The organism is Anaerobacillus sp. 63XJN7_4_ISO-PGPR-S23-413 (genome assembly GCF_056173725.1).
The window spans coordinates 411,562-437,878 of record NZ_CM149688.1 but is presented as its reverse complement, the minus strand read 5'-3'; the positions used below and the strand labels follow the sequence as shown (position 1 = coordinate 437,878).

General features: G+C 38.6%; 30 protein-coding genes. 12 read left to right on the top strand and 18 right to left on the bottom strand.

The annotated features are described in order from the left end of the window. Window positions 1–68: 68 nt before the first annotated feature. The 4 genes from pdaA to AC0VYO_RS02365 form a co-directional block, all read right to left on the bottom strand. Window positions 69–854: a delta-lactam-biosynthetic de-N-acetylase gene (gene pdaA / locus AC0VYO_RS02380; protein ID WP_475368359.1), complete on the bottom strand. Its 786-nt coding sequence runs from the start codon at window positions 852–854 to the stop codon at window positions 69–71. Between the two features lie 144 nt (window positions 855–998). Beyond that, entirely contained in the window at window positions 999–1,793 is a 795-nt protein-coding gene (locus AC0VYO_RS02375) for a YfkD famly protein (protein WP_194220109.1), read from the bottom strand. A 166-nt stretch (window positions 1,794–1,959) separates the two neighbouring features. Then, window positions 1,960–2,562 carry a YczE/YyaS/YitT family protein gene (locus tag AC0VYO_RS02370; protein WP_430241626.1) on the bottom strand — a complete coding sequence of 201 codons (603 nt, stop codon included), beginning with the start codon at window positions 2,560–2,562 and terminating at the stop codon, window positions 1,960–1,962. A gap of 74 nt (window positions 2,563–2,636) precedes the next feature. After that, window positions 2,637–4,025 (bottom strand): MATE family efflux transporter, encoded by a 1,389-nt coding sequence (locus AC0VYO_RS02365; RefSeq protein ID WP_475368358.1) that lies wholly within the window; start codon window positions 4,023–4,025, stop codon window positions 2,637–2,639. A 185-nt stretch (window positions 4,026–4,210) separates the two neighbouring features. Here AC0VYO_RS02365 and AC0VYO_RS02360 point away from each other — a divergent pair, with 185 nt between their 5' ends. After that, window positions 4,211–4,633 carry a pyridoxamine 5'-phosphate oxidase family protein gene (locus AC0VYO_RS02360; RefSeq protein WP_430241628.1) on the top strand — a complete coding sequence of 141 codons (423 nt, stop codon included), beginning with the start codon at window positions 4,211–4,213 and terminating at the stop codon, window positions 4,631–4,633. 95 nt (window positions 4,634–4,728) lie between these two features. Here AC0VYO_RS02360 and AC0VYO_RS02355 read toward each other — a convergent pair whose 3' ends face one another. After that, a complete protein-coding gene (locus tag AC0VYO_RS02355) occupies window positions 4,729–5,118 on the bottom strand; it encodes an OsmC family protein (protein ID WP_226616524.1) in 390 nt (129 codons plus the stop codon). 141 nt (window positions 5,119–5,259) lie between these two features. On the opposite strand from AC0VYO_RS02355, the gene AC0VYO_RS02350 reads away from it, so the two are divergent. After that, on the top strand, window positions 5,260–6,429 hold the full coding sequence (locus AC0VYO_RS02350) for an MFS transporter (RefSeq protein WP_430241536.1): 1,170 nt from the start codon (window positions 5,260–5,262) through the stop codon (window positions 6,427–6,429). Window positions 6,430–6,571: 142 nt separating this feature from the next. After that, window positions 6,572–7,030, top strand: coding sequence for a TlpA disulfide reductase family protein (locus tag AC0VYO_RS02345; protein ID WP_194220113.1), 459 nt, complete (start codon window positions 6,572–6,574; stop codon window positions 7,028–7,030). 38 nt (window positions 7,031–7,068) lie between these two features. On the opposite strand, the gene AC0VYO_RS02340 is transcribed toward AC0VYO_RS02345, so the two are convergent. Beyond that, on the bottom strand, window positions 7,069–7,530 hold the full coding sequence (locus AC0VYO_RS02340) for a VanZ family protein (protein ID WP_194220114.1): 462 nt from the start codon (window positions 7,528–7,530) through the stop codon (window positions 7,069–7,071). A 100-nt stretch (window positions 7,531–7,630) separates the two neighbouring features. Here AC0VYO_RS02340 and AC0VYO_RS02335 point away from each other — a divergent pair, with 100 nt between their 5' ends. Continuing rightward, complete coding sequence (locus tag AC0VYO_RS02335) at window positions 7,631–8,797, top strand: class I SAM-dependent methyltransferase (protein WP_475368357.1); 1,167 nt, start codon at window positions 7,631–7,633, stop codon at window positions 8,795–8,797. Between the two features lie 147 nt (window positions 8,798–8,944). On the opposite strand, the gene AC0VYO_RS02330 is transcribed toward AC0VYO_RS02335, so the two are convergent. Then, the gene (locus tag AC0VYO_RS02330) at window positions 8,945–9,742 is read right to left on the bottom strand and encodes a VLRF1 family aeRF1-type release factor (RefSeq protein ID WP_194220116.1); all 798 of its coding nucleotides are present in this window, start codon (window positions 9,740–9,742) and stop codon (window positions 8,945–8,947) included. 300 nt (window positions 9,743–10,042) lie between these two features. Here AC0VYO_RS02330 and AC0VYO_RS02325 point away from each other — a divergent pair, with 300 nt between their 5' ends. Further along, entirely contained in the window at window positions 10,043–11,956 is a 1,914-nt protein-coding gene (locus tag AC0VYO_RS02325) for a heavy metal translocating P-type ATPase (RefSeq protein WP_430241542.1), read from the top strand. A gap of 39 nt (window positions 11,957–11,995) precedes the next feature. Here AC0VYO_RS02325 and AC0VYO_RS02320 read toward each other — a convergent pair whose 3' ends face one another. The 6 genes from AC0VYO_RS02320 to AC0VYO_RS02295 all read right to left on the bottom strand — a co-directional run bounded on the left by AC0VYO_RS02320 (window position 11,996) and on the right by AC0VYO_RS02295 (window position 16,405). Beyond that, window positions 11,996–12,820 (bottom strand): YihY/virulence factor BrkB family protein, encoded by an 825-nt coding sequence (locus AC0VYO_RS02320; RefSeq protein ID WP_408962590.1) that lies wholly within the window; start codon window positions 12,818–12,820, stop codon window positions 11,996–11,998. 22 nt (window positions 12,821–12,842) lie between these two features. Next, window positions 12,843–13,244, bottom strand: coding sequence for a hypothetical protein (locus tag AC0VYO_RS02315; protein ID WP_475368356.1), 402 nt, complete (start codon window positions 13,242–13,244; stop codon window positions 12,843–12,845). A 74-nt stretch (window positions 13,245–13,318) separates the two neighbouring features. Next, entirely contained in the window at window positions 13,319–14,185 is an 867-nt protein-coding gene (locus AC0VYO_RS02310) for a fructosamine kinase family protein (protein ID WP_475366449.1), read from the bottom strand. Then, the gene (locus tag AC0VYO_RS02305) at window positions 14,182–14,652 is read right to left on the bottom strand and encodes a low molecular weight protein-tyrosine-phosphatase (RefSeq protein WP_303533889.1); all 471 of its coding nucleotides are present in this window, start codon (window positions 14,650–14,652) and stop codon (window positions 14,182–14,184) included. Before AC0VYO_RS02305 ends, AC0VYO_RS02310 begins: the two co-directional genes overlap by 4 nt. 2 nt (window positions 14,653–14,654) lie before the next feature. After that, a complete protein-coding gene (locus AC0VYO_RS02300) occupies window positions 14,655–15,056 on the bottom strand; it encodes a secondary thiamine-phosphate synthase enzyme YjbQ (protein WP_194220122.1) in 402 nt (133 codons plus the stop codon). Between the two features lie 134 nt (window positions 15,057–15,190). Next, window positions 15,191–16,405: an EAL domain-containing protein gene (locus tag AC0VYO_RS02295; RefSeq protein ID WP_475368355.1), complete on the bottom strand. Its 1,215-nt coding sequence runs from the start codon at window positions 16,403–16,405 to the stop codon at window positions 15,191–15,193. A gap of 241 nt (window positions 16,406–16,646) precedes the next feature. Here AC0VYO_RS02295 and ytvA point away from each other — a divergent pair, with 241 nt between their 5' ends. From ytvA to AC0VYO_RS02275, 4 genes are all read left to right on the top strand, one after another. After that, entirely contained in the window at window positions 16,647–17,435 is a 789-nt protein-coding gene (gene ytvA, locus AC0VYO_RS02290; protein WP_430241554.1) for a YtvA family blue-light photoreceptor, read from the top strand. A 157-nt stretch (window positions 17,436–17,592) separates the two neighbouring features. Beyond that, window positions 17,593–18,342, top strand: a complete 750-nt coding sequence (locus AC0VYO_RS02285) for a YwaF family protein (protein ID WP_475366447.1) — start codon at window positions 17,593–17,595, stop codon at window positions 18,340–18,342. 25 nt (window positions 18,343–18,367) lie between these two features. Next, the gene (locus AC0VYO_RS02280; RefSeq protein WP_430241556.1) at window positions 18,368–18,640 is read left to right on the top strand and encodes an acylphosphatase; all 273 of its coding nucleotides are present in this window, start codon (window positions 18,368–18,370) and stop codon (window positions 18,638–18,640) included. A 67-nt stretch (window positions 18,641–18,707) separates the two neighbouring features. Continuing rightward, on the top strand, window positions 18,708–19,508 hold the full coding sequence (locus AC0VYO_RS02275; protein WP_475368354.1) for an STAS domain-containing protein: 801 nt from the start codon (window positions 18,708–18,710) through the stop codon (window positions 19,506–19,508). A 117-nt stretch (window positions 19,509–19,625) separates the two neighbouring features. Here AC0VYO_RS02275 and AC0VYO_RS02270 read toward each other — a convergent pair whose 3' ends face one another. After that, a complete protein-coding gene (locus AC0VYO_RS02270) occupies window positions 19,626–20,936 on the bottom strand; it encodes a lysine N(6)-hydroxylase/L-ornithine N(5)-oxygenase family protein (protein ID WP_430241559.1) in 1,311 nt (436 codons plus the stop codon). 177 nt (window positions 20,937–21,113) lie between these two features. Here AC0VYO_RS02270 and AC0VYO_RS02265 point away from each other — a divergent pair, with 177 nt between their 5' ends. Beyond that, the gene (locus AC0VYO_RS02265) at window positions 21,114–21,875 is read left to right on the top strand and encodes a class I SAM-dependent methyltransferase (RefSeq protein WP_475368353.1); all 762 of its coding nucleotides are present in this window, start codon (window positions 21,114–21,116) and stop codon (window positions 21,873–21,875) included. Between the two features lie 45 nt (window positions 21,876–21,920). Here AC0VYO_RS02265 and AC0VYO_RS02260 read toward each other — a convergent pair whose 3' ends face one another. From AC0VYO_RS02260 to AC0VYO_RS02250, 3 genes are all read right to left on the bottom strand, one after another. Further along, a complete protein-coding gene (locus AC0VYO_RS02260; protein ID WP_194220129.1) occupies window positions 21,921–22,712 on the bottom strand; it encodes an ABC transporter permease in 792 nt (263 codons plus the stop codon). A gap of 4 nt (window positions 22,713–22,716) precedes the next feature. After that, window positions 22,717–23,670, bottom strand: coding sequence for an ATP-binding cassette domain-containing protein (locus AC0VYO_RS02255; RefSeq protein WP_475368352.1), 954 nt, complete (start codon window positions 23,668–23,670; stop codon window positions 22,717–22,719). 149 nt (window positions 23,671–23,819) lie between these two features. Further along, window positions 23,820–24,188 (bottom strand): DnaJ family domain-containing protein, encoded by a 369-nt coding sequence (locus tag AC0VYO_RS02250; protein WP_475368351.1) that lies wholly within the window; start codon window positions 24,186–24,188, stop codon window positions 23,820–23,822. 184 nt (window positions 24,189–24,372) lie between these two features. On the opposite strand from AC0VYO_RS02250, the gene AC0VYO_RS02245 reads away from it, so the two are divergent. Next, on the top strand, window positions 24,373–24,498 hold the full coding sequence (locus tag AC0VYO_RS02245) for a DUF2639 domain-containing protein (RefSeq protein WP_206894414.1): 126 nt from the start codon (window positions 24,373–24,375) through the stop codon (window positions 24,496–24,498). Window positions 24,499–24,546: 48 nt separating this feature from the next. Here AC0VYO_RS02245 and AC0VYO_RS02240 read toward each other — a convergent pair whose 3' ends face one another. After that, window positions 24,547–25,245 (bottom strand): VCBS repeat-containing protein, encoded by a 699-nt coding sequence (locus AC0VYO_RS02240; protein ID WP_475368350.1) that lies wholly within the window; start codon window positions 25,243–25,245, stop codon window positions 24,547–24,549. A gap of 123 nt (window positions 25,246–25,368) precedes the next feature. Here AC0VYO_RS02240 and rarD point away from each other — a divergent pair, with 123 nt between their 5' ends. Beyond that, window positions 25,369–26,310, top strand: a complete 942-nt coding sequence (rarD, locus tag AC0VYO_RS02235) for an EamA family transporter RarD (protein WP_475368349.1) — start codon at window positions 25,369–25,371, stop codon at window positions 26,308–26,310. Window positions 26,311–26,317: the final 7 nt, after the last annotated feature.

Sequence of the window (26,317 nt, the reverse complement as noted above, 5' to 3'; positions counted from 1 at the left end):
AGTCGTCCTTTCTTCTTTCTTCTTAAATCACGCAAAAGACTGCCATTTCTGGCAGCCTAGAATATTTATTAAGGAATAAGCGGTTCAGGAATTGTTTCAGTTAGGACAAGGTCATCCAAACTTTTAAAGGTATACCCGTCTTTCTTTAAATCCTTAATAACTTTCTGAAGAGCTTCAGCGTTATCTTTTGAGACTGTATGAAGAAGCAGTATCGCTCCCGGGTGAACTTGTTTCATAATCGAATCATAAGCATACTGACTCCCCTTTTGCTTATCCGTTTCCCAATCTTTATAGGCAAGTGACCAGAAGATGTTACGATACCCCTCTTCGTAAGAAATAGCGAGTGACCTTTCGCTAAAAACCCCACGAGGTGGTCGAACATACTGCATCGTTTCATCTCCAGTTAATCGGGTGTACTCCTCCTTCACTTTTTTTAATTCAAGTCTTATCTTTTCATCAGAAATGGCCGTCATATCAGGGTGACTCCAGGAATGATTCCCAACGATATGTCCCTCTTTTACCATTCTCTTAACGAGATCTGGCTGGTCCTTTAAGTAATGACCGGTAACGAAAAAAGTGGCAGGTACATCTTCTTTCTTTAGAACATCCAAAATATCGTCAGTAAACCCATTCTCATACCCATTATCAAATGTCATATACAATTCCTTCTGATCCGTTCGACCAATGAAGTAGCTGTCGTAGGGCTTTAGTAATTCCTGAAATTCAGGCTCTGTTGTGGCAGGTGCATGATTTTTACTTCGTTTAAAATACCAATCATGAGACGTGTTATCTATCGCATAGGTTCCCGTCACTGTTCCAATAAATATAACGATCGTCATTACGAGTATCCTCATTTAATCCCTCCTTTGTCTGTCCCCTTATTTAGTGTGTGAAGTTTGCACTGTTTTCTATCCTAATTCCATCTCTTTGGCTAAGGAAATTACTTCCTCGAACCGAATACCTTGTTATCCTCATAAGAAAACCAGCATTTCTGCTGGTTATTGTCGCGTATTAAATTCAAAACTAAGGTAGTCTTGAACCGGGATCCATGCACCAATTCCTTGCTGAGTCACGTTACGAACCTCAAGTTTCATTTTGCTTCCTTTTAAAACAAGATAAACTTCTCCATATGTTACTGTCCCTTTTTCATTTACAGCAGGAACATAGCTCGTTAAAGTACCATAGTTCTTAGCTCCCACATTATACACATTACCTTTTTTAGTATCTTTCCCAATCATTGTTTGAAAAGATAAAGAGAGCTTCGTTTTTTCAGAGGCCTTCATCATCATCATCTTCTTCACGTCTTCACTATCAGGAATTGAGGCCGTTAATCCACCATTCACCTTCTTCTCTTCCTCTTGGCGATACGTCATCTGAATTGGACCACTTCCACCTCGATTATCTACCCGATTTATATTTGCCTGCTTGTATTGCCAGTTAATATTTGTTTCTGCAGAATCATAATTCAACGCCCACTTACCTAGATAAATACTCGCACGATAACCGATCGCTAGCTTAGACGGTGAAATCGAAGAATCATTTAAAATCTGAATCAATTCAGGATTAGCAATGGGGACATCTGCAGATCCTGTTAACTCCTTCGTCAACTCACTCGGCTGCAAGGTAGGTAAATCCTGTGCGGGATTTGGATAAGTGTTTTCTTTCGAGATATTAACCGTAGAATCAGGAACTTTTAGCGATTGATCTTTCCCCGCTTTCTGCCCTTCTGCGGCTAGTGTGTTTAGAGGTAGAATAACAGCTAGAATAACGAGCATTAACAAGATTTTCTTCATACAAACTTCTCCTTTGTTAGCATTCATTTAAACGAATGGCTTCAAACTCTTATCAGTATTTTTTTCTAGAACCATCCCTTTTATCCAACAAATTTAGATATTAAAAGCGGAAACGAACGTTTAGAGCCGACAAGCGCTAGACATTTCCCACAAAAAAAATGAACGCTTAAGCGTTCATTTTCTCAAAAGTAGGATAGAAAAATTGGACAAGAGGTCCGATGCCAAATGTAATGGCAATCGTGCCCACACCAATCGGCCCTCCTAAAAGCAATGCAGCAAGTAGCGCAATAAGTTCACCAGCCGTTTTCGAAGTTCGAATGCTTAAACCAGTTCTATGATGAATCGCAAGCATTAAACCATCGATTGGGATCACCGCAAATTTGGCTTGAAGGTATATCGCAATACCAAGGCCGATGAATATCATTCCTATTATAAAAACCGCATAAGCAAAGAATACGTCCGTAATCGTCCAATTTGAAAATAACGTAATTAACCAAAAATCAATAAACAAACCTGTTACGATAATCGTGATAAGAGCAAAGAAATCTGGCCAGGCTTTCATCAGAAGCGCATTGACTATAATCAAGATGACTCCAACGAGGATTACCCAGGTCCCAACCGTAAAACCGATCTTCTCAGATAATCCTACGTTAAGCGCATCCCAAGCTCCTGCTCCGATATCAGATTTAATTGTTAATGTTATTCCAGCAGTTAATACGAAAAGCCCTATTACATAAAATAAGAATCGTTTTATTTTCACTGACTGCATCCTCTCTTTAACTATATCCTTTTCATTGTAACGTACGATGTAGTTAAAAGACGACATTTTCTAAGCTATTCCTTTTAAGCCTTACTTTGAGTTGAACTTTCGTATTGACTTGAATCTTCTTCCTTTTGCTGATCGAATAATTCTATATCACGCCATTTTCCATAACGGTAATATCCAATAGCAAATACGCTCGAGATAATAAAGCTTACTCCTATACCGTACGCAATCCCTTCTGCTCCTAACCATTTTGAAAAAGCGTAAGTGAGCGGAACGCGAAGGATCCAGAATGAAATAATATTAAGCATAAGCACCTGAACCATAGCACCGGCAGCTTTAACCACTCCATTTAAAACAAAATTAATACCAAGAAACGGATAGAAAAAGGCAACGGTTTTTAAGTAGTTCTCACCGAAAGCAATTGTCTTAGGATCATCAATAAAGAGACGGATCATTGATTCAGCTGATAAAAAGATAATAGCACTAATTGTAAAAGAAACGGCAAGGATTAAAATAATCCCATTCTTAGATATCGCTGAAACCCTTTGCCACTTTCCAGAGCCAATGTTCTGTCCAGCCATGCTATTTACAGCGGCTCCAAGAGTAAACGCCGGTAACATGATAATGCGATCAAGTCTTTGCGCCGCACCAAAACCTGCAACAACTTGTGTACCAAAACTTGCAACAATCCCCATAATCGCCGTCACTCCCGCTGAAACAGTCATCATTTGTAAACCAGCAGGAATTCCAAGCTTTGAAATACGTTTAAGTTCTTTCATGTCTGGCAGGTGGGGAACAGTAAACGGAATTTTAGACTTCCAGATAGAATAAACCACACCATATAGAAATGCTGAGCCTTGAGAAATAATCGTTGCATATGCAGCGCCTTCAATTCCCCAGTTGAAATAAGCAATAAACAACGGATCCAGTGCAGTATTTAAAATTACAGCAAAAAGGACAAATCGAATCGGAGTTTTACTATCCCCTAGAGCTCGTAATACTGTGCCGATAAAGTTATAACCAAATAAAAAGAGAATGCCTAAAAAGTTAATTCGCAAGTATACTTTCGTACTTTCAAATATCTCATCGGGCGTTCCAAGGAATTTAAGAATAGGGTCAGTAAAGAGGAAGCCAATAATTCCAAACGCAACCGATAAGATCGTTAACGCGACAACAAATGCATTTAGCGACTCGACTAATCCCTTTTTATCAGATGCTCCTTTCCGCTGAGACAGTACTGTTAACGTTGCACTATTCACTCCGATGATGAAGGAGAGAACAGTAAAAATGACGGGAGCTGCAATTGAAATAGCGCCAAGTGCATTTGAACCGAGTAAGTTACCAACCCAAATGCTATCTATAAATTGATAAGACGTTTGCAGTAAATTAGTTAAAAAAATAGGCAATGAAAAATAAACCATTTGCTTCGTAATGTTACCTTGAGTAAAATCATAGCTCTTGTTCATCTGATTACCTTCTTATGTTCAAATTAGAATCTACATATGGCTATACCCCTAGTATCTGAATGAAAAACGAATGAATGCGCTAAAAGCTCCCGTAGTAAATAATGGCATATTATCGCGTTTTAGAATTCGAGATTAGAGGAAGATTAAGATTAGAGTTAAATTCGAAAGGAGAATTTGTAATGGCAATGTCTCAATCAGAAATTAAAAACAAGGTACTAAGCATCTTTGATTCTCACTATGTAGGAACACTTAGCACAGTGAAGGAAAATAAGCCTCATTCAAGATTTATGACGTTCTTCCACGATGGACTTACACTAATGACTCCAACTAGTAAGGAAACTCATAAAGTAGAAGACATCGAGCAAAATAATAACGTGCACGTTTTGCTTGGATACGACGGCGAAGGTTGGCATGACCGTTACGTAGAAGTACAAGGTCACGTCACGATAGATGACTCAAAAGAAACGAAAGAAAAACTATGGGGTGACCAGCTGAAACGATGGTTCGATTCACCAGAAGATCCAAACTATGTCGTTCTCAAAATCACTCCGGACACAATTCGTTTAATGAATGAGGGTGAAAACACACCAGAAACACTTGAGTTATAAAATAACCTCCCATTAGAGGAGTTTTACTACGCATAGATAGGTAAAATAAAGAAACGAAAAAAAGGGTCACTGCGGTGACCCTTTTTTTCGTTTCTTTATTTTGATACAATCTCGAAAGTTTCCTTCAATTCAATGCTTCCCAAAACAGACTGTGCCATTGAACAATGCTTTTTCGTTAATTCAAGCGCTCTTTCTACTTTCTGCTCGTTCAGCTCTCCAACTAGTGTGAAATGAAGATGAATTTCTTCAACACGATTTGCTTCCTTTTCATTACGAGTGACATCCGCTTTTATTTGAATATCTTCATAGTCCATTCGCTTTTTATCAAGAATTTGGCGTAACACACCACCACTACAAACTGCTATTGATGAAACAAGTAGTTGATATGGACGAAAACCAAACTGCTCGTCCCCTGAAATATGAAGCGTTCCATATTCAAAATCAGCTGTAAAACCAGTTTCTTCTTTCTTCATGTTAAATTCCAACATGACCACTCCTTTACTAGACGTTGTCCTTATTTTAGATCAGCTTTTAAAAAAATGCGAACGGTGGCTCTTTTCACCCCATTCCATTATAATAAGCACTGATAAGAATTTCCTTTTTTGGCTAATTGGAGTGTGAACAAATTGTTTGAATCAAACCGTTACCGATTTCTGATTCTTATTTCAATCGTTTTTATTTCTGGGTATTCTCAAGGGATGCTGCTTCCTTTGTTATCTATTCTTCTAGAGGAGGCAGGCGTATCGTCTAGCATGAATGGACTTAATGCTTCGGCTCTTTACATAGGGATCCTTTTTGCCTCACCCTTTATTGAGAAACCCGTTCGAAAATATGGTTATAAACCAGCTATAGCCGTTGGACTTCTGCTTGTAATTGTTTCAATCACGCTAATACCTATATGGCAGGCCTTTTGGTTTTGGTTCATTTTAAGGATCATTGTCGGAATAGGAGATAACCTTCTTCATTTCGCAACACAACTTTGGATTACAACAACGACCCCAAAAGAAAAAAGGGGAAGAAACATCGCCATTTATGGATCTGCATTTGGACTTGGTTTCGCTGCCGGTCCCCTCTCGACTATTCTAGTTGAGTATTCTATGTACCTTCCATTTTTACTGGCATCAGGCATTGCTATGGTGACATGGTTGATGCTGACAAAAATCAAAAATGAGTTCCCTGATCCATTGACGCACGGTTCTGAACGAGTTCTATCTAAATATGCGCGCGTTCTGAAAGTTGGTTGGGTAGCCCTCTTACCTTCTTTCGGATACGGATTTCTTGAAGCATCTCTTCACGGTAATTTCCCTGTGTATGCACTTCGGAACGGAATTGATATAAAATCGGTTTCGATTTTACTTCCAGCCTTTGTGATCGGAAGTCTTGTGTTTCAAATGCCTCTTGGCGTTATCAGCGATAAATTTGGTCGGAAAAATATCTTACTCGTTAGTATTTTTATTGGCTGGGTTAGTTTTTCGTGTGCGATCTTCACCACATCAGTACCAATACTTTTTATCTTATTTTTCCTTGCAGGCATGATGGTTGGATCTTTATTTTCACTGAGTATTACCTACTTGGCCGATTTGCTACCAAATAGTCTTCTCCCAACCGGGAACATTCTAGCTGGCATATTTTTTGGCATTGGTAGTATACTCGGGCCCTATCTTGGTGGAGTTTTCATTGATTGGTTTACAGAAGGAAGCATTTTCTATGCGATTAGCGGGATGCTACTCTTCTTATTTACAGCAACAGCCGTTCATAAGAAACCCGAACCACATGCTCAGTATTCTACATCGTGAGTAAAGAAACCTTTTTATAGCCATCTTAATAATATAATACATGAACTCTTTTCATTGACTTATGATTTATATGTACTATAATAATAATTGTGATTATCTGATAATGATTATAATTAATTCCGAACAAAGGAGTCGATACAGAATGAAACTACGCGAAGAAATGCCTGAACTAGAAGGCGCAAAAGAATGGTTTAACGGAGAAGTTAAGAAGAGTGACCTCGTAGGTAATAAACCACTTACTCTTATTCACTTCTGGTCCATTAGCTGTGGTCTATGTAAAGAAGCTATGCCAATGGTTAACGAATTCCGTGATGAATATAGTGAAGATATGAATGTTATTGCTGTTCATATGCCACGCTCTGAAAAAGACCTTGACCTTGAAGAAATTAAACAAGTAGCTGATCAACACGATATTAGCCAACCAATCTTCGTTGATAGTGATCACAAATTGACAGACGCATTCGAAAATCAATATGTACCTGCCTATTACGTGTTTGATTCAGAGGGTAAACTTCGTCATTTCCAAGCAGGGGGAGAAGGTCGTAAAATGCTTACAAAACGTATTACTAAACTTCTTGATAAAGCGAAGAAAGAAGACTAAATAACGAAATGATAAAGAGGCAGCGCAAGCTGCCTCTTTTATTTTGTCTTTTTCATTTTCCTATATAATGAAAGCACTATGCGATAGGCACCGTAGCCTACGATAGCTCCAAGAGCATTTAAGAGAATATCATCAATATCAAATATACGGTGAGCGACAAAGTACTGCAATAATTCAATAACAGTACTCGTTGAAAAACCGATCAGGCCAATAATCAGCACAGACTTTCCTTTTTTATAAACTAGCGGTGTTAAAAATCCTAGCGGCATAAACAACATAATATTTCCAATAATATTTTTTAAGATGAGCCAGTAGCTTCCGCTTTCCCACATTAACTTTATACTATCGAACAAAACAAGGTTAACTGATTTACCATATGGATAATAATTATAAATAAACAACGTCGCATAGAAAAGCGCAAGTAAGTAGATACCTAAAGCGAAGGACCCACCCCTCTTCACCCATTTCTGCGTTGACACACCTTCATTCTGAGTCTGCATATCCTACGTCTCTCCCTATTCTTCAGATGCCTTATGGGCTGTCTATATGCTATAGTATTCTATACAAAATATGTTCATGTAACAAAATTGAGGTGGAAAAATGCCAAAACTCCAAGAAAATGTCTTAAAGAACCTTTCTTCAAACCTAAACAATTATAACATTCCTTTTTTCTTTATAAATGAAACAGCTCTTTGGCTTCAAGGAGCAGTCGATGCCCCTCATTCTATAGCCGTTTCGATTCAATGGGATGCTTTTGAGTCCGTCGTAGATGATTTCAATCTTAAATACGGAGTAGCAAAACCCGGTTACACTTCCGAAACTGCTTACGCTCTTTATGTGATCGATGAGTGTACGGTACGAATTGAGTGCACATACAACACCGTTATCCGCACGAACCCTTATCTCATTGAAGTCTCACTAGGAGAACAATCGGTTCAATGCCTTTCACTCTATTACTATCAGAAGCTTCCAGAATGGCGGAATATAATTGATGCTCACCTAAAAGAAATACAAGAAAATGTGACTGCCCAGAATGCAAAATCTTGGAATCAACAAACTTACGAAGCATTGCTTAATCGATTTGGAAAACCTGAAGAAGCCGCAACAAAATTAAAAGAAAATCCAAAATCACGTCTTAAATCACTTCTACCGTATCTTCCTTCACTACAAGGAAAGAAAGTAGCCAACTTAATGGGATCACATGGTATGAAAGCGACAGCAATGAGTTTACTTGGTGCAAATGCAACAGTCATCGATTTTTCCTATGAAAATGAGCGATTCGCCAAAGAAATTGCAGAAGAGTGTAACGTGGACCTCTCCTATTATGTCACTGACATTTTAAAAATGAACCATGATCTCGATAGAAGTTTTGATATTATTGTTATGGAACTGGGGATTTTACATTACTTCCTTGATCTTCACCCTCTCTTCAAGGTTGTTTCACGTCTCTTGAAGCCAGAAGGCACCTTTGTAATCCAAGATTTCCATCCTATATCAACAAAGCTTATTTCGTCTAAAGGAAAGAAGCATAAAGTTGATGGTAACTATTTCGATCCGACAATCCACAAAACTAAAGTTGCTTTTGAGAAGCATTTAACGAACGAAACAGCAGAAAGCCTGGTGCTTCAGCGTAAATGGACTCTTGGTGAAATTCTTACAAGCATTGCTGATGAGAATCTTATTATTAAACAGGTAACAGAGGAACCTAATATTAAGCTCCACGACAGAGGCATTCCGAAAATTTTCACTGTTAAAGCTGTCAAATAGCCCTAATATAATAAGGTAATGTTCATGAACATTCTAGATTTTTGCTCGTTCTGTGATGACCAATTGAATGAGTCAAAAATCGAGAAGCAACAGTAGAAGCTAATATAGCTCATAATAATAAAAGCACCCTCAAGGGTGCTTTTATTATTATGAGACTAGCGATTCGATCACTTCATCATCTCGCTTATCAGAATAATTCTTACCAACTACTGTCGCTTCCTTATTCATTAACTCATTTAATTCGCTTGCTTCTTCTTTTTCACCAGCCACGTAGATTTTTTCCCACTGCTGAGTTTTTGCTTTTTTATCAAGCTTTGCAGCCATCGATTTGTACCATCTTTCACGATTGGCTTTTACTCGATCTTCATATAGCTCTCGCTGTGCTGTACTTCCATTTCCAGAGATATTCTCATTTCCCGTTGTTCCCTCGTAAATTCTCCAGTTATCCTCGTCCGGATCCCAGGCATATTCTTCACTTTTGGTTAGAAAACCAAGTTCAGTTTCAATAATCCGAACATAATCATGATGGACAAGCACAATACCAGTATTTGGATAGTTGTTTTCAAGCTCTTCTACTACTTCTAGTTGAGGTTCTTCTTCCCAATAAAGGTTCGTTTCGACTGGAACTTGCGTACGCTCTACGAACCAAATCTGATCATCTGAAGAAGCAATAATAATAAGTCCGCGTTTTAAATCATTTTCTATACGATTAAGCTCATCTTGAATTTTCTCTTTTACTTTTTCATATTTTTCAAGATCTTCTTTATTATCACTTTGCTTTAAGTATTCCTCAAAATTTCGAAATCCGTTTTTCAATTGAATTTTCCATTCACCATTTTGTCGGTCCGCATCACGACGATCCGTATTTAAATACAAAGTAAACACTTTATCAGGCTTTTGAACACGAGCATGTTTCAATTGTTCTAACTTTTCTTTTAATAGCATTGTACTCCTCCTCATCTTTTCTTTGTTACAAATTCAATTCCCTGTTCATTCCCATTTTTAAACATCAAATCATTCTGCCCAATTGTTCTTTTTCTTATAGTCAAGATGAGAAGCATGTGATAGAATAAAATCATTAAAACATGATAATTATTCTAATCTACATGAAAAACATTCTCAATTCGATTTAGATAACTCCGTATTATCAGCTTTTTTATGCTGTGATCACTTTTAGTGGTCACAGCATTGCACGTTTAGTAAGGGAATGACGATGACTATTATTCTCAATTAGAAAAAGGAGGAATGATAATGGAACAGGCAAATATTCAATCAAGTACTTACACTTCACATACTTCTTTCTGGTGGAATACTTTGAAACGTCATGGGGAGCTAACTGCTGCCCTAATAAGCGGATTAATCATCGCCTTTGCTTGGATCATGGAGGGCGCATTTTCACCTTCCGTTGAAGCTAGTCTCTATATCACGGCATTTGTTATTGGCGGTTTCGCTAAAGCAAAAGAAGGAATAGAAGACTCGTTTGCTGAGAAGGACGTGAATGTTGAGCTTCTTATGATCATCGCAGCGATCGGTGCTGGTAGTATTGGGTACTGGACTGAGGGAGCCATACTTATATTTATTTTTGCATTAAGTGGTGCCCTTGAAACCTATACATTGAACAAGAGTGAACGAGAGCTTCAATCTCTGATGGAAATTCAACCAGAAACCGCAACCGTTATTTCAAACGGTTCTGAAATGGTTGTACCTGCTAGTTCGCTCTCTGTAGATGACGTTATTCTTATTAAACCAGGAGAGAGAGTCCCTGCAGACGGATTAATTATGAAAGGGCAAACTTCTCTGGATCAATCTGCAATTACCGGCGAGTCTATTCCTGTCATTAAACGAATGAATGAGGAAGTATTTGCTGGAACGTTAAATATATCAGGACATTTAACCGTTAAAATGACAAAGAGTAGTGAGGACACCGTCTTCCAAAAAATCATTGCCCTTGTTCAAGAAGCCCAAGATCAAAAAGCACCATCACAGCTGTTTATCGAAAAACTTGAAGGCTGGTATGTCAAAATCGTATTACTAATGGGCTCTTTACTTATGATCCTTCCCCACTTTCTTTTTGGATGGACGTGGGATGAAACGATCTATCGTGCTATGGTTTTTCTAGTTGTTGCTTCTCCTTGCGCCCTAGTTGCATCCATTATGCCTGCTACGTTATCGGCTATATCAGCAGGTGCACGAAATGGCATCCTATTTAAAGGCGGGGTTCATCTCGAACAACTAGGCTCCATGAAAGCTGTTGCACTTGATAAAACGGGAACATTAACGGAAGGTTCTCCAGTAGTTACAGATGTTTTCACTCGTTCAGATATGGATGAGACGACATTTATGAACATCGTAGCCTCTATCGAACGGCAGTCGACACATCCACTTGCAAAAGCCATTGTTAATCATTCAGGATCACATAACTGGCTTGAACCTGAGGAAATGATGGATCATTCTGGATGGGGTGTTGAAGCGAAAATTAATGGAATCAGTTGGAAGGTAGGGAAGTTAGATTTCTTTACTGATAAGGATGGATTTGATTCTTTTCAAGAAAAGTACGCCCAGTTGCAATCAAGTGGGAACACCATTGTACTTGCTGCGGATCAACATGGTTTTGCTGGTATGATAGCTTTAAAAGATAAAGTACGAAGTGAATCGCCAGCAATGATTAAAGCGTTGAAAAAACGCGGGATTGAGCCTATTATGCTGACAGGAGACAGTGAACAAACAGCAAAGGCGATAGCAGAAGAAGTTGGCATAAAAACCTATTTCGCCAATTGTCTTCCAGAAGATAAAGTAACCCACATGAAAGAATTAAAGAAAAAATATGCAACGGTTGGCATGATTGGGGACGGCATTAATGATGCACCTGCTCTAGCGGTTTCTGATGTTGGGATTGCTATGGGACAGGGAACAGATGTAGCTCTTGAAACGGCAGACGTTGTTCTAATGAAAAATGATCTTGGAAAGCTTACTCGAGCCGTAAATCTTTCTAACCGATTAAATCAAATTGTAAAACAAAACGTGATCTTTTCCATTGCCGTCATACTCATCCTTATTGCATCTAATTTCTTTCAATTCCTCACTCTTCCATTGGGAGTCCTCGGTCATGAAGGAAGTACCATTCTTGTTATATTAAATGGATTACGCCTATTAAAATAACAAAAGCCCAATAGATATAGCAGCATATCGCCGCTAGCTCTATTGGGCTTTTTTCCTGAAATAATTTGAGGTCGCGTTCACTTCGCCTCCTATGATAATCACAAGGCCAGTGAGATAGAACCAAAGCATAAGGGCAATAACCCCTCCAAGACTTCCGTATGTAGCAGAATAGTTGCTAAAGTTATTGATGTAGTAGGAAAAGGCTAATGATACAAGCTGCCAAAATACCGAAGCAAACACAGACCCTAGCAACACATCTTTATAGTTTAGCCGTTTATTTGGAGCATAGTAGTAGATAAACATAAAAACCACAATCATAATGGATAGGCTTAAAGTCCACCGGATGATCGCAAACATAAAACTTAATGATTCAGGTAATTCAAAGAACGATACAAAAAACCGCCATAACGTTTCCCCAAATACGGGTAAAACGAGTGCCACAACGATTACAAAGATCATCGCTAACGACAATAGAATCGATAATCCTCTCGCTAGTAAAAAATGTCGACTTTCCTGTACGTTATATGCTCGGTTAAGTGACTTAATGATCGCATTGATTGCATTAGATGCTGACCAAATTGTTGCGATAATCCCAAATGATAAAAGGCCTTTGCGTGCTCCATCTTCGAGAATAAGATTTTCTTGAATGGTCACAAATGATTCCGAAGGTGCGTATTGCGCAATTAAATCAAGAATTTGATCCTGAGAGAAATCAAAATGAGTGAGGAGGGTAATCGCAAAGATCAGAAACGGAAACAGCGATAATAAAAAATAGTAAGCAAGCTGTGCCGATAAGTCGGTTACTTGGTGTTCTTTTATTCTTGAAAATAGCTGTTTCGAAAATTGCCCTAATGATGCATCCACCATATACCCTCCTGCGGCTCAATTAATGTGTCAATTTATCGTTAGTGTTGCCAGTTAATTCTTCACCAGCTTCCACAACTCTCGAGCCTATTTCTTTAAGATCGTCCTGTGTTTCTTTGACAAGATTAAACGCTTCAACCGAACTTTCTTTCAATCCATTGAATTTCTGAGACAGGGTTGAAATGTCATCTTGTACTTCCTTCATTAGCACGCTTGCATCATCTACGGTTTGCTTCCATTTATCCGTATAGTATGATGGATTATTCTTAACATCACGCAAAATAGTGCCTGCTTTTTTTGATCCGTTTTGAATGGATTCTCTCGTTCCTCGATCGAACAGTGAAATAAGTGCGCCTGCTAATCCACCAATAAGGACTGCCTTAAACAGTTTATTTTGACTACCGCCTGAATATGTCTGACCCATTTGATTTCCTCCTTGTTATATAAAGATGCGATTTAATTCCCTTTATTCACGCTTATGAAACGCCTTTATAACATTCAGAGTGTGTACTTTTGCAGTATTCGATCTACCGCACTTCCATAGCTTTCCCCAAATAAGATCAAATGAACAAGAAGATAATATAACTGATAGATCGGAATTCGATCCTCAAATTCTTTCTCTAACGGATAATCAGCTTCATATTGCTCGTAGAACGTTTTTGAATAACCACCAAATAAATATGTAAATGCGATATCTACTTCTCGGTCACCAAAATAAACAGCAGGATCAATTAAATAAGGTTGCCCATTCTCACCATACAACCAATTACCACCCCAAAGATCACCATGTAAAAGTGAAAAAGATGGTTTATGTCCTATGATTGAATCAAGCCTCTGGCGGAGTTGGGTTAAGCGGCGGTCACGCTCCCTTGAGATCCTCCCCTTTTCAATTGCTAGCTCCTGCATGGCCCCAAGACGCAAATCTCTGTAGAACGTAACCCAATTGGAAGAAGGGCTGTTTAATTGAGTTAGCTCTCCTATAAAATTGGGCTCATTCAGACCAACCTGATTGGAATGCTGTTGATGCATTTTTGCAACAAGACTACCTAGTCTCCGATCGCCTGTTTCATCAGATGGTTTGGTACGAATCCATTCCATCAGAAAAACCATTTCTGTTTCATCACGCCCCTTAAGTAGAAGGGGATTTGGTACCATCAATCCATTATTCCGTAATCGTTCAAGGCCTTTTTTCTCAGCTAGAAAAAATTGTTCAGAAGCTGTTTTATTTATTTTCGCAAAGTATTCCCGCTCTTTCGTTCGAACGTAAAATGCCTGATTTATCGAGCCTCCTAAAACAGGCTGCATATCGACAATTGAAGTTCGATCACCTGTTTCTACAATCGCTTTTTCAATATCAAGCTTCATATGCCCTCTTCATCTCTAATATGTTCAAGTAATTTTGAACAGCCCTCTTCAACCATTTGGTAAACTTCTTCAAAATTCCCTTCAAAATAAGGATCAGGTACATCTTCAATCTCACTTTCGCTTACGTAGTCCATCAATCGTGAAATTGAGCTCGATGAGTTCATTCCCGCCATTTCATGAAGTTCTCCAAGATTACTTGCGTCCATTGCAATCACATAGTGAAATTGAGAAAGATCGGCTTCCTTCACTTGTCTTGCTTTCATTCCATCCACTGAAATTTGTTGCTTTAAAAGAATTTCCCGAGTTCCCTCATGAGGAGGTTCTCCTACATGCCAATCACCTATACCAGCTGAATCAATTTCAATCTGATCCGATAATCCAGCTTGTGCTACTTTCGACCTTAGGACTGCTTCCGCCATTGGTGAACGACAGATGTTTCCTAGACAAACGAATAAGACTCGGATCATCGTTATCCCTCCATTGTTTTGATATAAACGGTACGGTTACGTGGGCCATCGAACTCACAGAAATAAATGCCTTGCCACGTGCCAAGAATAAGACTACCCTCTTCTACAATGATCGTTTGCGATGCACCTACTGTACTTGTTTTAAGATGAGAAGCAGAGTTTCCCTCAGCATGTTGGTATTTTTCGTGCTCCCATGGATACACTTCATCTAATCGCATAAGCATATCGTGCTTTACATCTGGATCAGCATTCTCATTAATCGTAATACCAGCCGTTGTATGAGCGGAATAGACGAGAACAGTCCCCTGTTTAAGATTCTCATCACGGATAACCTTTTTAACCTCTGAGGTAATATCAATCATTTCATCTCGACGATTTGTTTTAACAGATATTTTTTTTAGCATCTGATCCCTCCTATAGCTACTATCTTACTACTACCCTTAAAAGCCTCTTTTCACTCTAGTCTTGCCACAAACTTTCTATATGACGCAAACCACGTGGAACAATGACTTTCTACGGAGCTTGTATTCACCACTCTCTAGTAGTCATCTCGTTCATAAAGATAGAGGTATGGTATATCTAGAAACAAGTAATAAGATTCATTTATAGGATAAGAGTAAGTCCGGATGAGCTCATTTGTTTCAATATCACTATATAGGTCAGACAATATCCCAACCTTTTCATGCTTCATCCTCACGATATTTTCGAGAAAATATGGACGCCAGCTCCAATTATCGCCTTCATATTCAGGCTGAAACTCCCACCCTCCTTCTCCATTTCTATAATAGTTAGACGAAACTTGATGACCGTCTTCATCACAAATGTAGCCTCTAAAACAAGCTTCACCAAGTGAATGGGCAGCTTCAGCTACCATCGTATTCCAATCATTTTGCCTGCTCCTTTTTATGTGCTGCTGCAAATGACGATTAAAGTCTTGAGACAGCTCATAAAGCGAGAGAAGACGCTTTCTCTCATGCGTGATAAAATGTTGAAATTCATTTGTTAACAAAAATTTATATTGGTTAACATCAAGATAATCTGCTCTAGGCTTACCAAGATAGTATCCCTGATAATAACGCCCGCCGTTCTCCCATGCATATTTTAGCTGACCTACTCCTTCAATTCCTTCAAATAGTAGAGTTGAACCAATTTTTCTTCCTAACATAGATAAGGCATACAAAACTTCTCGATATTCTGGAGGCATACCTTTATCTTTCAAATTCAATAAACCAACCTTAATAATATTGGGATTAAGAATAGCAATTTTTTCAATATTACTCATCGTATTACCTGCATGGCTAACAGCTACTTGTACACCAAGACTCTTATAATACGTAAGGATATGCTGAAGAGTCTGTAATGCTTCATCTTCAATATCATAATCAGAAACCTCTATGACAATTTGTTCATAAGCGATCCCCTTATTCGCATACTCTTCAAGATCGTTTGTGAATGTTTCACCATGGTCATAAAGAAGGTGCCTGGCACTCGAATTAAAGAATAGGCTCTGACCGTTTCCGCGCTCTAAAAGAATACCAATCGCTTGACTTCGAATATGTGAATCAATTTCTAATATGTACTCTTCAGGTATAGACTGATCTTGAAAAAAGAATCCGAGACTATCTATTCCTTCTTCTGTTCGAATTCTCCCGAGAACTTCATACCCGATAATTTGCTGCTTATCAGCACTAACAATAGGCTGGAAGTATGGGAAGATCTCTTCTTTTTTTCCCATAACATCAAGTGCATCCATTACATAACCCCTCCCGTTCAATCAAAATAAATACTTTTATTATAGCATGAATACTAAATATCCTTTATATCTCTATCTTATTTGTCTGATTTTTTCAGTTTATTATCTGAACATTTTTATAAGCTAGTCGAATAAATGGGTTTTCATTGGTTTTTCTACGAGAGCGATTTATACTAGTAGTACCATTCAATTTAAAAGGTGATGATCAAATGAGAAATATGACGTCATGGAGCTGTAAGCTATGAAAGTAAACAAAGAACAGCTTAAGCGTATGAAAAGAAATGAATTCGTTAGAACAGCAATAGAATATGTAGATACAGGAGTCGTCATTACAGATCCTGAGCTTCCCGATAATCCAATTGTTTATACAAATGAAGGTTTCGAGAAATTAAGCGGATATTCAACCGATGAAATTATCGGGAATAATTGTCGTTTTTTACAAGGAGCGGATAGCGATAAAGAAACGGTTGCTCAATTACGTTCCGCTATTCAAAATAAAGAGAAAATCAAAGTTGAAATCAAAAATTATAAAAAAAATGGAGAGTTCTTTTGGAATGAACTCCAAATTTACCCAGTCTACTTCGAAAGTGAACATCAAACATTTTTTGTAGGGGTACAGCAGGATGTTACTAAACGCAAAATGGCCGAAGAACGATCTGAACATTATTTCGAACAGGTGAAACGTTTATCCACTCCTATCGTTCCAATTGACCGTAAAGTCTCGATCGTTCCAATAGTTGGGCACATTGATGACGAACGAATCGATCTCATTCTAAAGAACGTAAGTGCCCATATTCAGAAGAGCGGAGATGAATACTTAATTATCGACCTTTCTGGTGTCAGCCATTTCACTTCTGAACTTCATAAAGGAGTCTATCAACTCCATCAGCTCATTAAGCTAATGGGAGCTGAACTAATGCTAACCGGAGCTAGACCTGACTTTGTCTTAGAAGGTGTACAAGCTGACTTCTCCCTGTCTTCCGTCAAAAGCTTTCCATCTGTTCAGCACGCTCTCATTACAATCAATTAAAGGATTGAACTGAGCTAGCCATTTAGTGGTTTTTCTTCATCAAAATACTATGAACAGATTCTTTAACAATCTCAATAAATGGAGCCAAAAGCTTTCGAATAAACGCTTTTGGCTTTTTTATAATAGCTTACTTGATTAGAATAGAGGTTTTTTAGGAATGGAAACTTTTTTCTCCTGGTCGACAGACAACCGCTTTGCTCTTTTTTCTTTTCCTCATCTATCAGCGTTGTTTACTTTAGGGATTATGATGTTGCTTATCTTTTGCTTCAAATCAGTCTTAAAAGAAAATCGTGCAAATCTTGCGATGCGAATAATGATTGCCACTGCTTTATTACTGTCAGAGGGGAGCTTTCATCTCTGGTTTATTTACTATAGCGAATGGAGCATTACTACGACTTTACCTCTTCAATTAAGTAGCATTTCACTTCTTTTATCTGTTGCTCTTCTAATAACAAAACAGAGGGGATTGTTTGAAATAACTTATTTCGTAGGGACTTCTAGCGCCCTACTCGCCATGATCACCCCTGATCTTGGCTTCTATTCTTATCCACACTTTCGATTTTTTCATTTTTTTGTAGCTCACGGCGGGATTGTTCTAACATCATGGTTATTTATTGCCGTTGATAAATATATCCCCTCCTATCGCTCAATATGGACGGCCTTTACTACTCTGAATTTATATGTAGCTGTGTTATTTGCAATCAATCTTAGCATCGGTTCAAACTATATGTTCTTAATGAATAAGCCGCATAGTCATACCATTCTGGACTACTTAGGACCATGGCCATTATACTTACTTTCACTCGAAGGCATTACCATTATCGCCTTCCATCTTCTTTATCTTCCGTTCTATATACTGAAGAGCAACTCGTTTAATAGAACAACAAATAGGAAAAGTACTATATAGGACTACTTTGAAAGGATGAAGCCAGATGAAACGGTATCATTATATTGTTAAAGGAAGAGTTCAAGGTGTAGGATTCCGAGCATATACACAGCAAAAAGCAGCCCAATATGGCCTTACTGGCTATGTCATGAATCGAATGGATAGCTCTGTTGAAGTGGAAGCACAAGGAGAAGAAGCCACTATGACCCAATTTCACTCTGCACTAGAATCAGGTAGCCCCTATTCCGTCGTTGATAACGTGATTATGGAAGAAAAAGAAGTCAATGAGAATGAAAGGTCTTTTACTATTCGTTATTAATAGGCAATTGGTATGCTTTGAATTATAATATTATTAATATGTTAGTTAAATTTGCGGAGGTAATGAGTTGGCAGAAACGACTTTTTTTTCACATAGTGAGACAACAAGGGCGCTTAATAGTTTAGGCGATAATATATTTGTATGCGATTTAGATTTACGTATTGTGTGGTTTAATGAACGTGCAGAAATGCTACTTAAGTCACTTATACCATATTTACCTATTAATCACCCTTCAGAACTAATCGGGAAAAGCATTGATGAGTTCCATCAAAATCCTTCACACCAAAGAAACATTTTGCTCTATCAGTTGCCATATGAAAGTACCATTACCTTATTTGACCGATTTGCAGCTAGTATCGTTATTTCTGAATACCTTAACGAATCAGGTGAAAAAACTGGTTATCTACTTGTCTGGCGCGATGTAACAGAAAAGCAAAAGGAGCTTCAGGAAAACAAAAAACTTGTTAGTGAACTATCTTCAGCGATTATTCCAACCATTATTGATAATGCTATCCTTATTCCTCTCATCGGCACCATGAATGAGGAAAGGTCAGAAAAGCTTATTGACAACACATTAAATTATTGTGCAGCTAACAATACGGATTATGTTCTGCTTGACTTCTCTGGGCTATCTGAATTGAATGCGAGCTCGGCACAAGCCTTATGCGAGACGATGACAAAGTCGCTCTCTTTGATGGGCATTCTTGTCATTTATGTGGGAATCACGAAGCGGGTTGTGCAATGGTTAATGAATCTTGATCTTGATCCAAAGATTCCTACATTTTCAACGTTTCGTCAGGGTATTAACCATGTTGTTAATTTTGAAGGATATTCACTCATATTGAAAGAACGTGACGAGAATCACTAATATCACTTATCCTGGTGAAAGAAAAAGGACTTCCCAAACATGATAAGTTGGGGAGTCCTTTTTTCTAGTGTGATTCCGTATCGCTTTTAAAGATCTTTACGTTATCCACTCCAAGACCTACATTCCTTTACTAGAAAACTGTTGGAAAACGGTATTTGTATTAACTTTGTATAAGGATCTTCCTGCTACGAAGTTCAACACGCGCTTGTTTCGCTCAACAGAAAGGGCAAGGTTTGTTGCTCCTGTTCCGTGAGAATGATCGAGATTTGTTAACGTAAAGATGTGGTTCTCTCTTCCATCTTTAAAGACCAGCTGCTGATCCATCTCTACTTTAAATCGATTCTCATCTTCCCATTCAATTTCGTCTTCTATCCGTCTAAACCATTCAGGGAAGTGAGGTTTATATCCAGTCGCAAGAACAACTTTATCCGTAGTCGTTTGGAATTCATGATTTTCTTGCCACTGTCTACACGCAAGTTCATAGTGCTTACCTCTCTTTTCAATACCATTTACCTCAGATAAAGGTTGTATCATCACATCTAGCGAACCCTCAGAGGATCGATGGTAAAGAAGGTGATAAATATTCTTTAATGTAGATGAATCTATGCCTTTTCTTAAAGTTCCAAGTGTTGAAAGAGCATCTTTCCGGTCGTCAAACGAAAGGCCGTGAAAATAGCTAACATAATCAGGCGAGAATACTTCCTGCCCTAGCTTAGCTGATTCTAATTGAAAAAAACCTGCTGATCGAGTCAACCAGTTCAAATGATAGCCGTACTTCTCCTGGTCATGAAGCAAATCATAAAACACTTCTGCAGCACTTTGCCCTGACCCGATCACTGTTACTGAACGTGATTTTTTCAACTCTTTCTCGTGATATAGATAATGATTTGTATGAAGAACATCTTCAGGTGGATATGAGTCGAAGCCATCAGGTATATTTGGCACACTTCCTGTTCCTAGGACGACATGCTTTGCTTGCAAGGTCTCTGTTCGACCCGTCTTTACCTCTTCAATCGTAACGTTATAGCATGCTTTTTCTTTATCATAAAGAACATCAATTACTTTTTGACCAAAGAAACAATTATTTAATTGTGACGCAACCCATTTAGTATAAGCGTTGTATTCTTTTCTCGGTATATCAAATTTATTAAAAAAATAAAACTGATAAAGTCGATCATGCTCATGTAAGTAATTAATAAAAGTATAAGGGCTTTTTGGATTTGCAATGGTAACCAAATCTGCAAGAAATGGAACCTGAAGATCCGCTCCATCAATCAACATCCCTGGATGCCAATTGTATTCTTCTTTCTGATCAAAATAAATCGCTTCTACTTCTGTCTCATCTGCAAGTGCAGCCATACCTAAATTAAACGGTCCAATCCCAATTCCTATAAGATCATATAACTTAGCTGTATTCAATGTCTTCACGTCCTTTAATCTCCATTCCAGATTCACTTGGTTTGCAGTATCGATTCAATCGAATGTTCGCATATCTTGGTTTACCCTAATCTCTGTAGTTTTAAATCCTAATTGATTATATTAACTTTTTCTCACTCTCTACATCTCCCCTGCTATAATGGTAATTAATAACAGGAGGGGTTATACGTGATAACAGATCAAGCATTTGAATTTCACCTTAAAGACATCGAAACACCGTTCTCAGGTTGGGATTTTTCTTATATTACAAATACAGAAAGAATGAACGGCGAACCGCTTCCGTGGTCGTACACTTCTTATGTTCTACACTATTTCCGCTCTAGCTACAGTGTACTTGATATGGGTACTGGCGGCGGAGAATTTCTTGAAGCATTAAAGCCATTTCCAAAGAAGTTAGCAGCAACTGAAGGCTATCCCCTTAACCTTCCAATTGCCAAATCAAGACTTGAGCCTGAAGGAGTCATTGTAAAAGGATTCGAGGATGACGATACTCTTCCTTTTTTAGATGCTGAATTTCAATTCGTGATGAACAAGCATGATTCCTACTCTCCAAAGGAAGTCCATCGTATACTATCCGCTAATGGAGCTTTTATTACTCAGCAGGTTGGCGGGGAAGATATGAAAGAACTAAATCGAGTGTTGGATGCTCCAATGAAGTCTGAATACGATCATTGGAACTTGAATTACGCCGTTCAAGAACTGGAATCTTCCGGCTTTTCCATTGTAGATGCTAAAGAATCTTTTCCTTCTACACGTTTTTATGACATTGGTGCAGTCATTTATTATTTAAAAGCGATACCATGGCAAATTCCTAACTTCTCGATCGACCGCTACCGAAACGCTCTTTATCGCTTACATAAAAATATAGAAAATAACGCCTTTATTGATATACCTTCACACCGCTTTATTCTACATGCAGCTAAAAAATAGCCTATATTTTAAAAAAAACCGCAATAAAATGCGAGCTTTTTTCTCTTAATCAGCACTTACCGCTTTGGAGGCACTTACCGCTGAGAAACTAATCGTAATAGCACATAACAGACCTATGACCAGAAATCCTCTAATAAGCGGCCAAGCTTCCCAACCATCAATAAACACGGAGCGCATCGCTTCAAATAAATATGTCGTCGGATTAATCGTTGCCGCAACTTTTAACCAACCTGCTTCAATCAATTCATAGGGAACAAAAGTTGTGCTAAGAAAAATAAGTGGAAAGAATACAAAAGTCCCTGCTTGTGCAGATTGAGCATTCTTTGTTCGTAACGCTACACCAACAGAATACCCTGCAAAAGCAAGCCCCCACCCAAGCGTTAATAAAAGAACGACGATTACTCCACCAAATCCTGCTGCAACTTCTAGACCAAGAAAATAAGCAACTACTAGAATTAACACCGTTTGAATGAGCAGCTGCAGCATTCCCGCAATAATCGGACCAAGTACGATAGCAAGTCTTGAGGAAGGGGTAAGAAGAAGACGTGAAAAGTATCCATTTTCTAAATCCTTAACCAGCGCTTGCCCAGCTCCACCTGCTCCCCCGATCGCAGCTGAAACGATAGAGACAGGTAAAATAAAGGCAAGGTAGTTTGCTCCTTCAAATGCAGGAAGCTCTGAAATCCCACTTAATCCTCCTTCATAAACAAACAAAAAGAAAAGACTAATGATTAAATTAGGAATGAAAATCAATGGATTCCGAATGATTGTTATGATACTTCTCTTTGTGAAAACCAGTGTATCTACAAGAAAAGAGCCTTTCTTTTGCTCCCCCATAGCTTCACGCCCTTTCCTTTTGCTCGTTCGTCACATTAATAAATACATCATCTAAAGATGGTGGCTTTACATTCAATGTTTTTGGGGAAAGGTTGTGTTCATCAAGCTTACGAACAAGCTCTGATAGAAGTTGTGTTCCATTCTTAGTGTAAAGTGTAATCTCTTCTTTTGATTGCTCAATATTCTCTGCAAGATCGGCTAGCGTTTTACTTGCTCGCTCCGCTTCATCAACCTCATCGAACACAAGTTGAATCGCATCAAATCCGAGCGTCCTTTTTAACTCTTCGGCACTTCCGGATGCGACGATTTTTCCCTGATTGATGATACTGATTCGATCAGCAAGTTGGTCAGCTTCTTCAAGATATTGGGTTGTTAGGAATATCGTCGTTCCTTCTTCTTTATTCAACCGCTTAATTTCCTTCCAAATGGCTTTTCGATTCGATGGATCAAGTCCAGTTGTTGGTTCATCAAGAAAAAGGATTTTAGGCTTATGAACTAAGGTGAGCGCGAGGTCCAACCTCCGTCTCATTCCCCCAGAATACTTTCCACATGGACGATCTGCTGCATCATTTAAGTCAACAAGGGTAAGTAACTCTACAGCTCTTGTTTTGGCTTCTTTCTTACTAAAACCAAATAGTCTTGCCTGCATTTCAATTAACTCTCTCCCCGTCAACACTGGATCGATACCCGTTTCTTGTAGAGCCACGCCAATATTCCATCGCACCCGTTCAGGTTCTTCCCCAACATCAACACCACCAATGCGAATGCTTCCTGTCGTTGGTTTCACAAGCGTAGTAAGAATCTGAACTGTCGTAGATATACCTGCACCATTTGGGCCGAGAAAGGCAAAAAATTCGCCTTCAGCTACCTCAAAACTTACGCCCTGGACGCCCTGGACAGCTTTCACATCACCTTTATACGTTTTAACTAGCTCATGTACTGATATAGACCCATCCATTCTCTATCCCCCTCTATTGTTGGAAGGCTTTTCTGCAAGGAAACACGCCCGCGCTGTTATACTTACATTCGCCTTAGTATAAATTTCTCCTTTAATAGAGTGTGGTCGTTCAAATAAGAACCCCCTTAAATTGAATTCAAAGGGGGCAATTACCATTCGGTTAGTTTCTTTTGCACTTTAGGCTGATATTCTTTAGTTAAACGGAAGCGTCTTTCCTGATAAAGCTTATTGTAACGAAGCTGCTTTTCTGAAATTCGCTGCTTTAAACGCTCTTTCTCCCTATCATCCTCACAATACTCAAGAAGTTTTTCTAGAGACAGTAACTCATTTTTTAAATCCATTTCTTCAGGGAGATAGCCACTATTCTTTAGAACTTTATAGGCTATTCTAAGATCTTCTGGAATCATCGATAAATCCTCAAGATTCTGTCGTTTTCCTTTACCAGGTAGATCGTCAAAATCACCATTTTTCAATGCTGTTTTAATCTTATCCTCTGCCACAAGCCAGGCAAAATCCATGCACATCCCTCCTTACTTTGATTATCCTTTGTTGTTTATGAATTGTCATGAATCCTGTAACAAAATTCCTTCAAAAAAATAGACTTTTCCCCTTTTCATAGAGAGCAATGGATGATAACATGGTTCACGGTTAAGGTTTATTGAATACTCCTTATAGAATTTTCAATAGAGAAAGGATGGTTCGATGCATTACGGAAGCAAAGGCTGGTACGTTGAACAGCTTAAAAAACATGATGTACGTTACATTGAAGGACGCAAGACAGAGAAATTCAAGAAACACGTACTTGCATCTCTTCTTGAAAAGCAATAAAAACGAAATTCCAAAGGGGGATCACATCCCCCTTTTCTTACATACTCTCTATCCAAATATACATAAAGATTGATACATAGGAACGAACTGGTTTTCTTTCCACTGAAGTGGTGTAGAAAGAAAACCTAGCCCATCCGCGTTATATTTTCCGATTACTCTCTGATAGACCAACAATTCATCAACTCCGTCACGCTGCAAATCAATTGGATATACGCCTCCAGGAGGCAAGACACTTCCCTTTATCGGGGCTTTTAATTGCCCGTTCTCCTTATAAATTTCCGAAAGATACTCTTCTCCTTTATAAAGAAGACTCACAATATAGTTTTGATTTAACGTTTTATTTTCAACCTTCGCTTGATAATAATCAAGGTAGTATACATCATAAGTAAAAGCTTCATAGAAACTCTGTTGATCAAAAAGTAACCTCAGGGTTTGATTTAGATAGGAATACAAAAAGTCATACGTAATTCCTCCACTCCCTCCAGAATCAGAACGCACTAATATTTCCTTCACTTTGTTCCCGGTAAAATCACCCAAATAAAGGGTCGGGTTATAGCCACTACTACCCGGAAGAGCAAAAGAGACATCGATCGCTGTGGCATCGTTTTTGATCGTTAGAACCACGCTATCGACTAACGGTGAATCATCTCCAAATGGTTTATTACCAGTAAGGGTCACAAGATCAGGAATGCCGTTCCCTGTTACGTCTCCCACCTTCTGATCTAATAAAATGCGCGCTGCTCTCATTGCTTCCAGCCCCTTTCGCTTTATGTAACAGTCTATGTTCATAGACGAACGCTTTTTCGTTGTAATGATTTGGAAAGGAAGCTAAACTAGTGTGAAGTGATCTTATGGAAACGAGGAAAAACGATGAAATTTTCAGATAATGAACAAATGTTTGGGATACTTTCGGGTGCCGGCGCCTATTTCTTATGGGGTATTCTCCCACTATATTGGAAGCTCGTCGGGCAAGTACCATCTGAAGAAGTGTTAGCTCATAGGATCATCTGGTCCTTTGCTTTTATGATTATCATATTAATCGTGCTGAGGAAATTAACTTCATTTAAAATAGAGCTTCTCGGTATTTTTCGTCAGCCGAAGAAGCTAGCAGCGATCGCTTTTGCATCCGTATTCATCACTATAAACTGGTATGCATTCATATGGGCTGTCAATCATGATCACGTCATTCAAACCAGCCTTGGATACTATATCAACCCATTAATTAGCGTTCTTCTAGGTATTCTATTCTTAAAAGAAAGGCTTTCCTTCTGGCAACTCATTTCATTTGCTCTTGCGACAATTGGCGTATTAAATCTCGTCTTTCGATTTGGAGAAATACCATGGGTCTCTCTCATCCTGGCCATGAGCTTTGGGCTCTATGGTTTATTGAAGAAAAAAGCGAGACTTGGTGCTTTAACAGGACTAACGATTGAGACGCTATTCATTACGCCATTTGCGTTAATTTATTTAATAACAGTGCGTACTAGTGTGGCAGATGCCATGTATTTAGAAGACGTCACTCTTTTCGGATTATTACTAGGCGCTGGAATTGTCACTGCTGTACCACTGTTGCTTTTTGCAAGCGGGGCAAACCGCATTTCGCTTTCGATGATTGGTTTTCTTCAATACATCGCACCTACTTTAATGCTCATACAAGGTGTATTCCTCTATGGAGAGTCGTTTACTTCTGTGCACTTAGTCAGTTTTGCTTTAATTTGGGCAGCACTGGTTATTTTCACCCTTGCTCGCACCAAAATATTCCGTCGCATAGAACCCCGCTCATTTCAAAGAAAGCATTCACTAGAATCGTAATATCAAA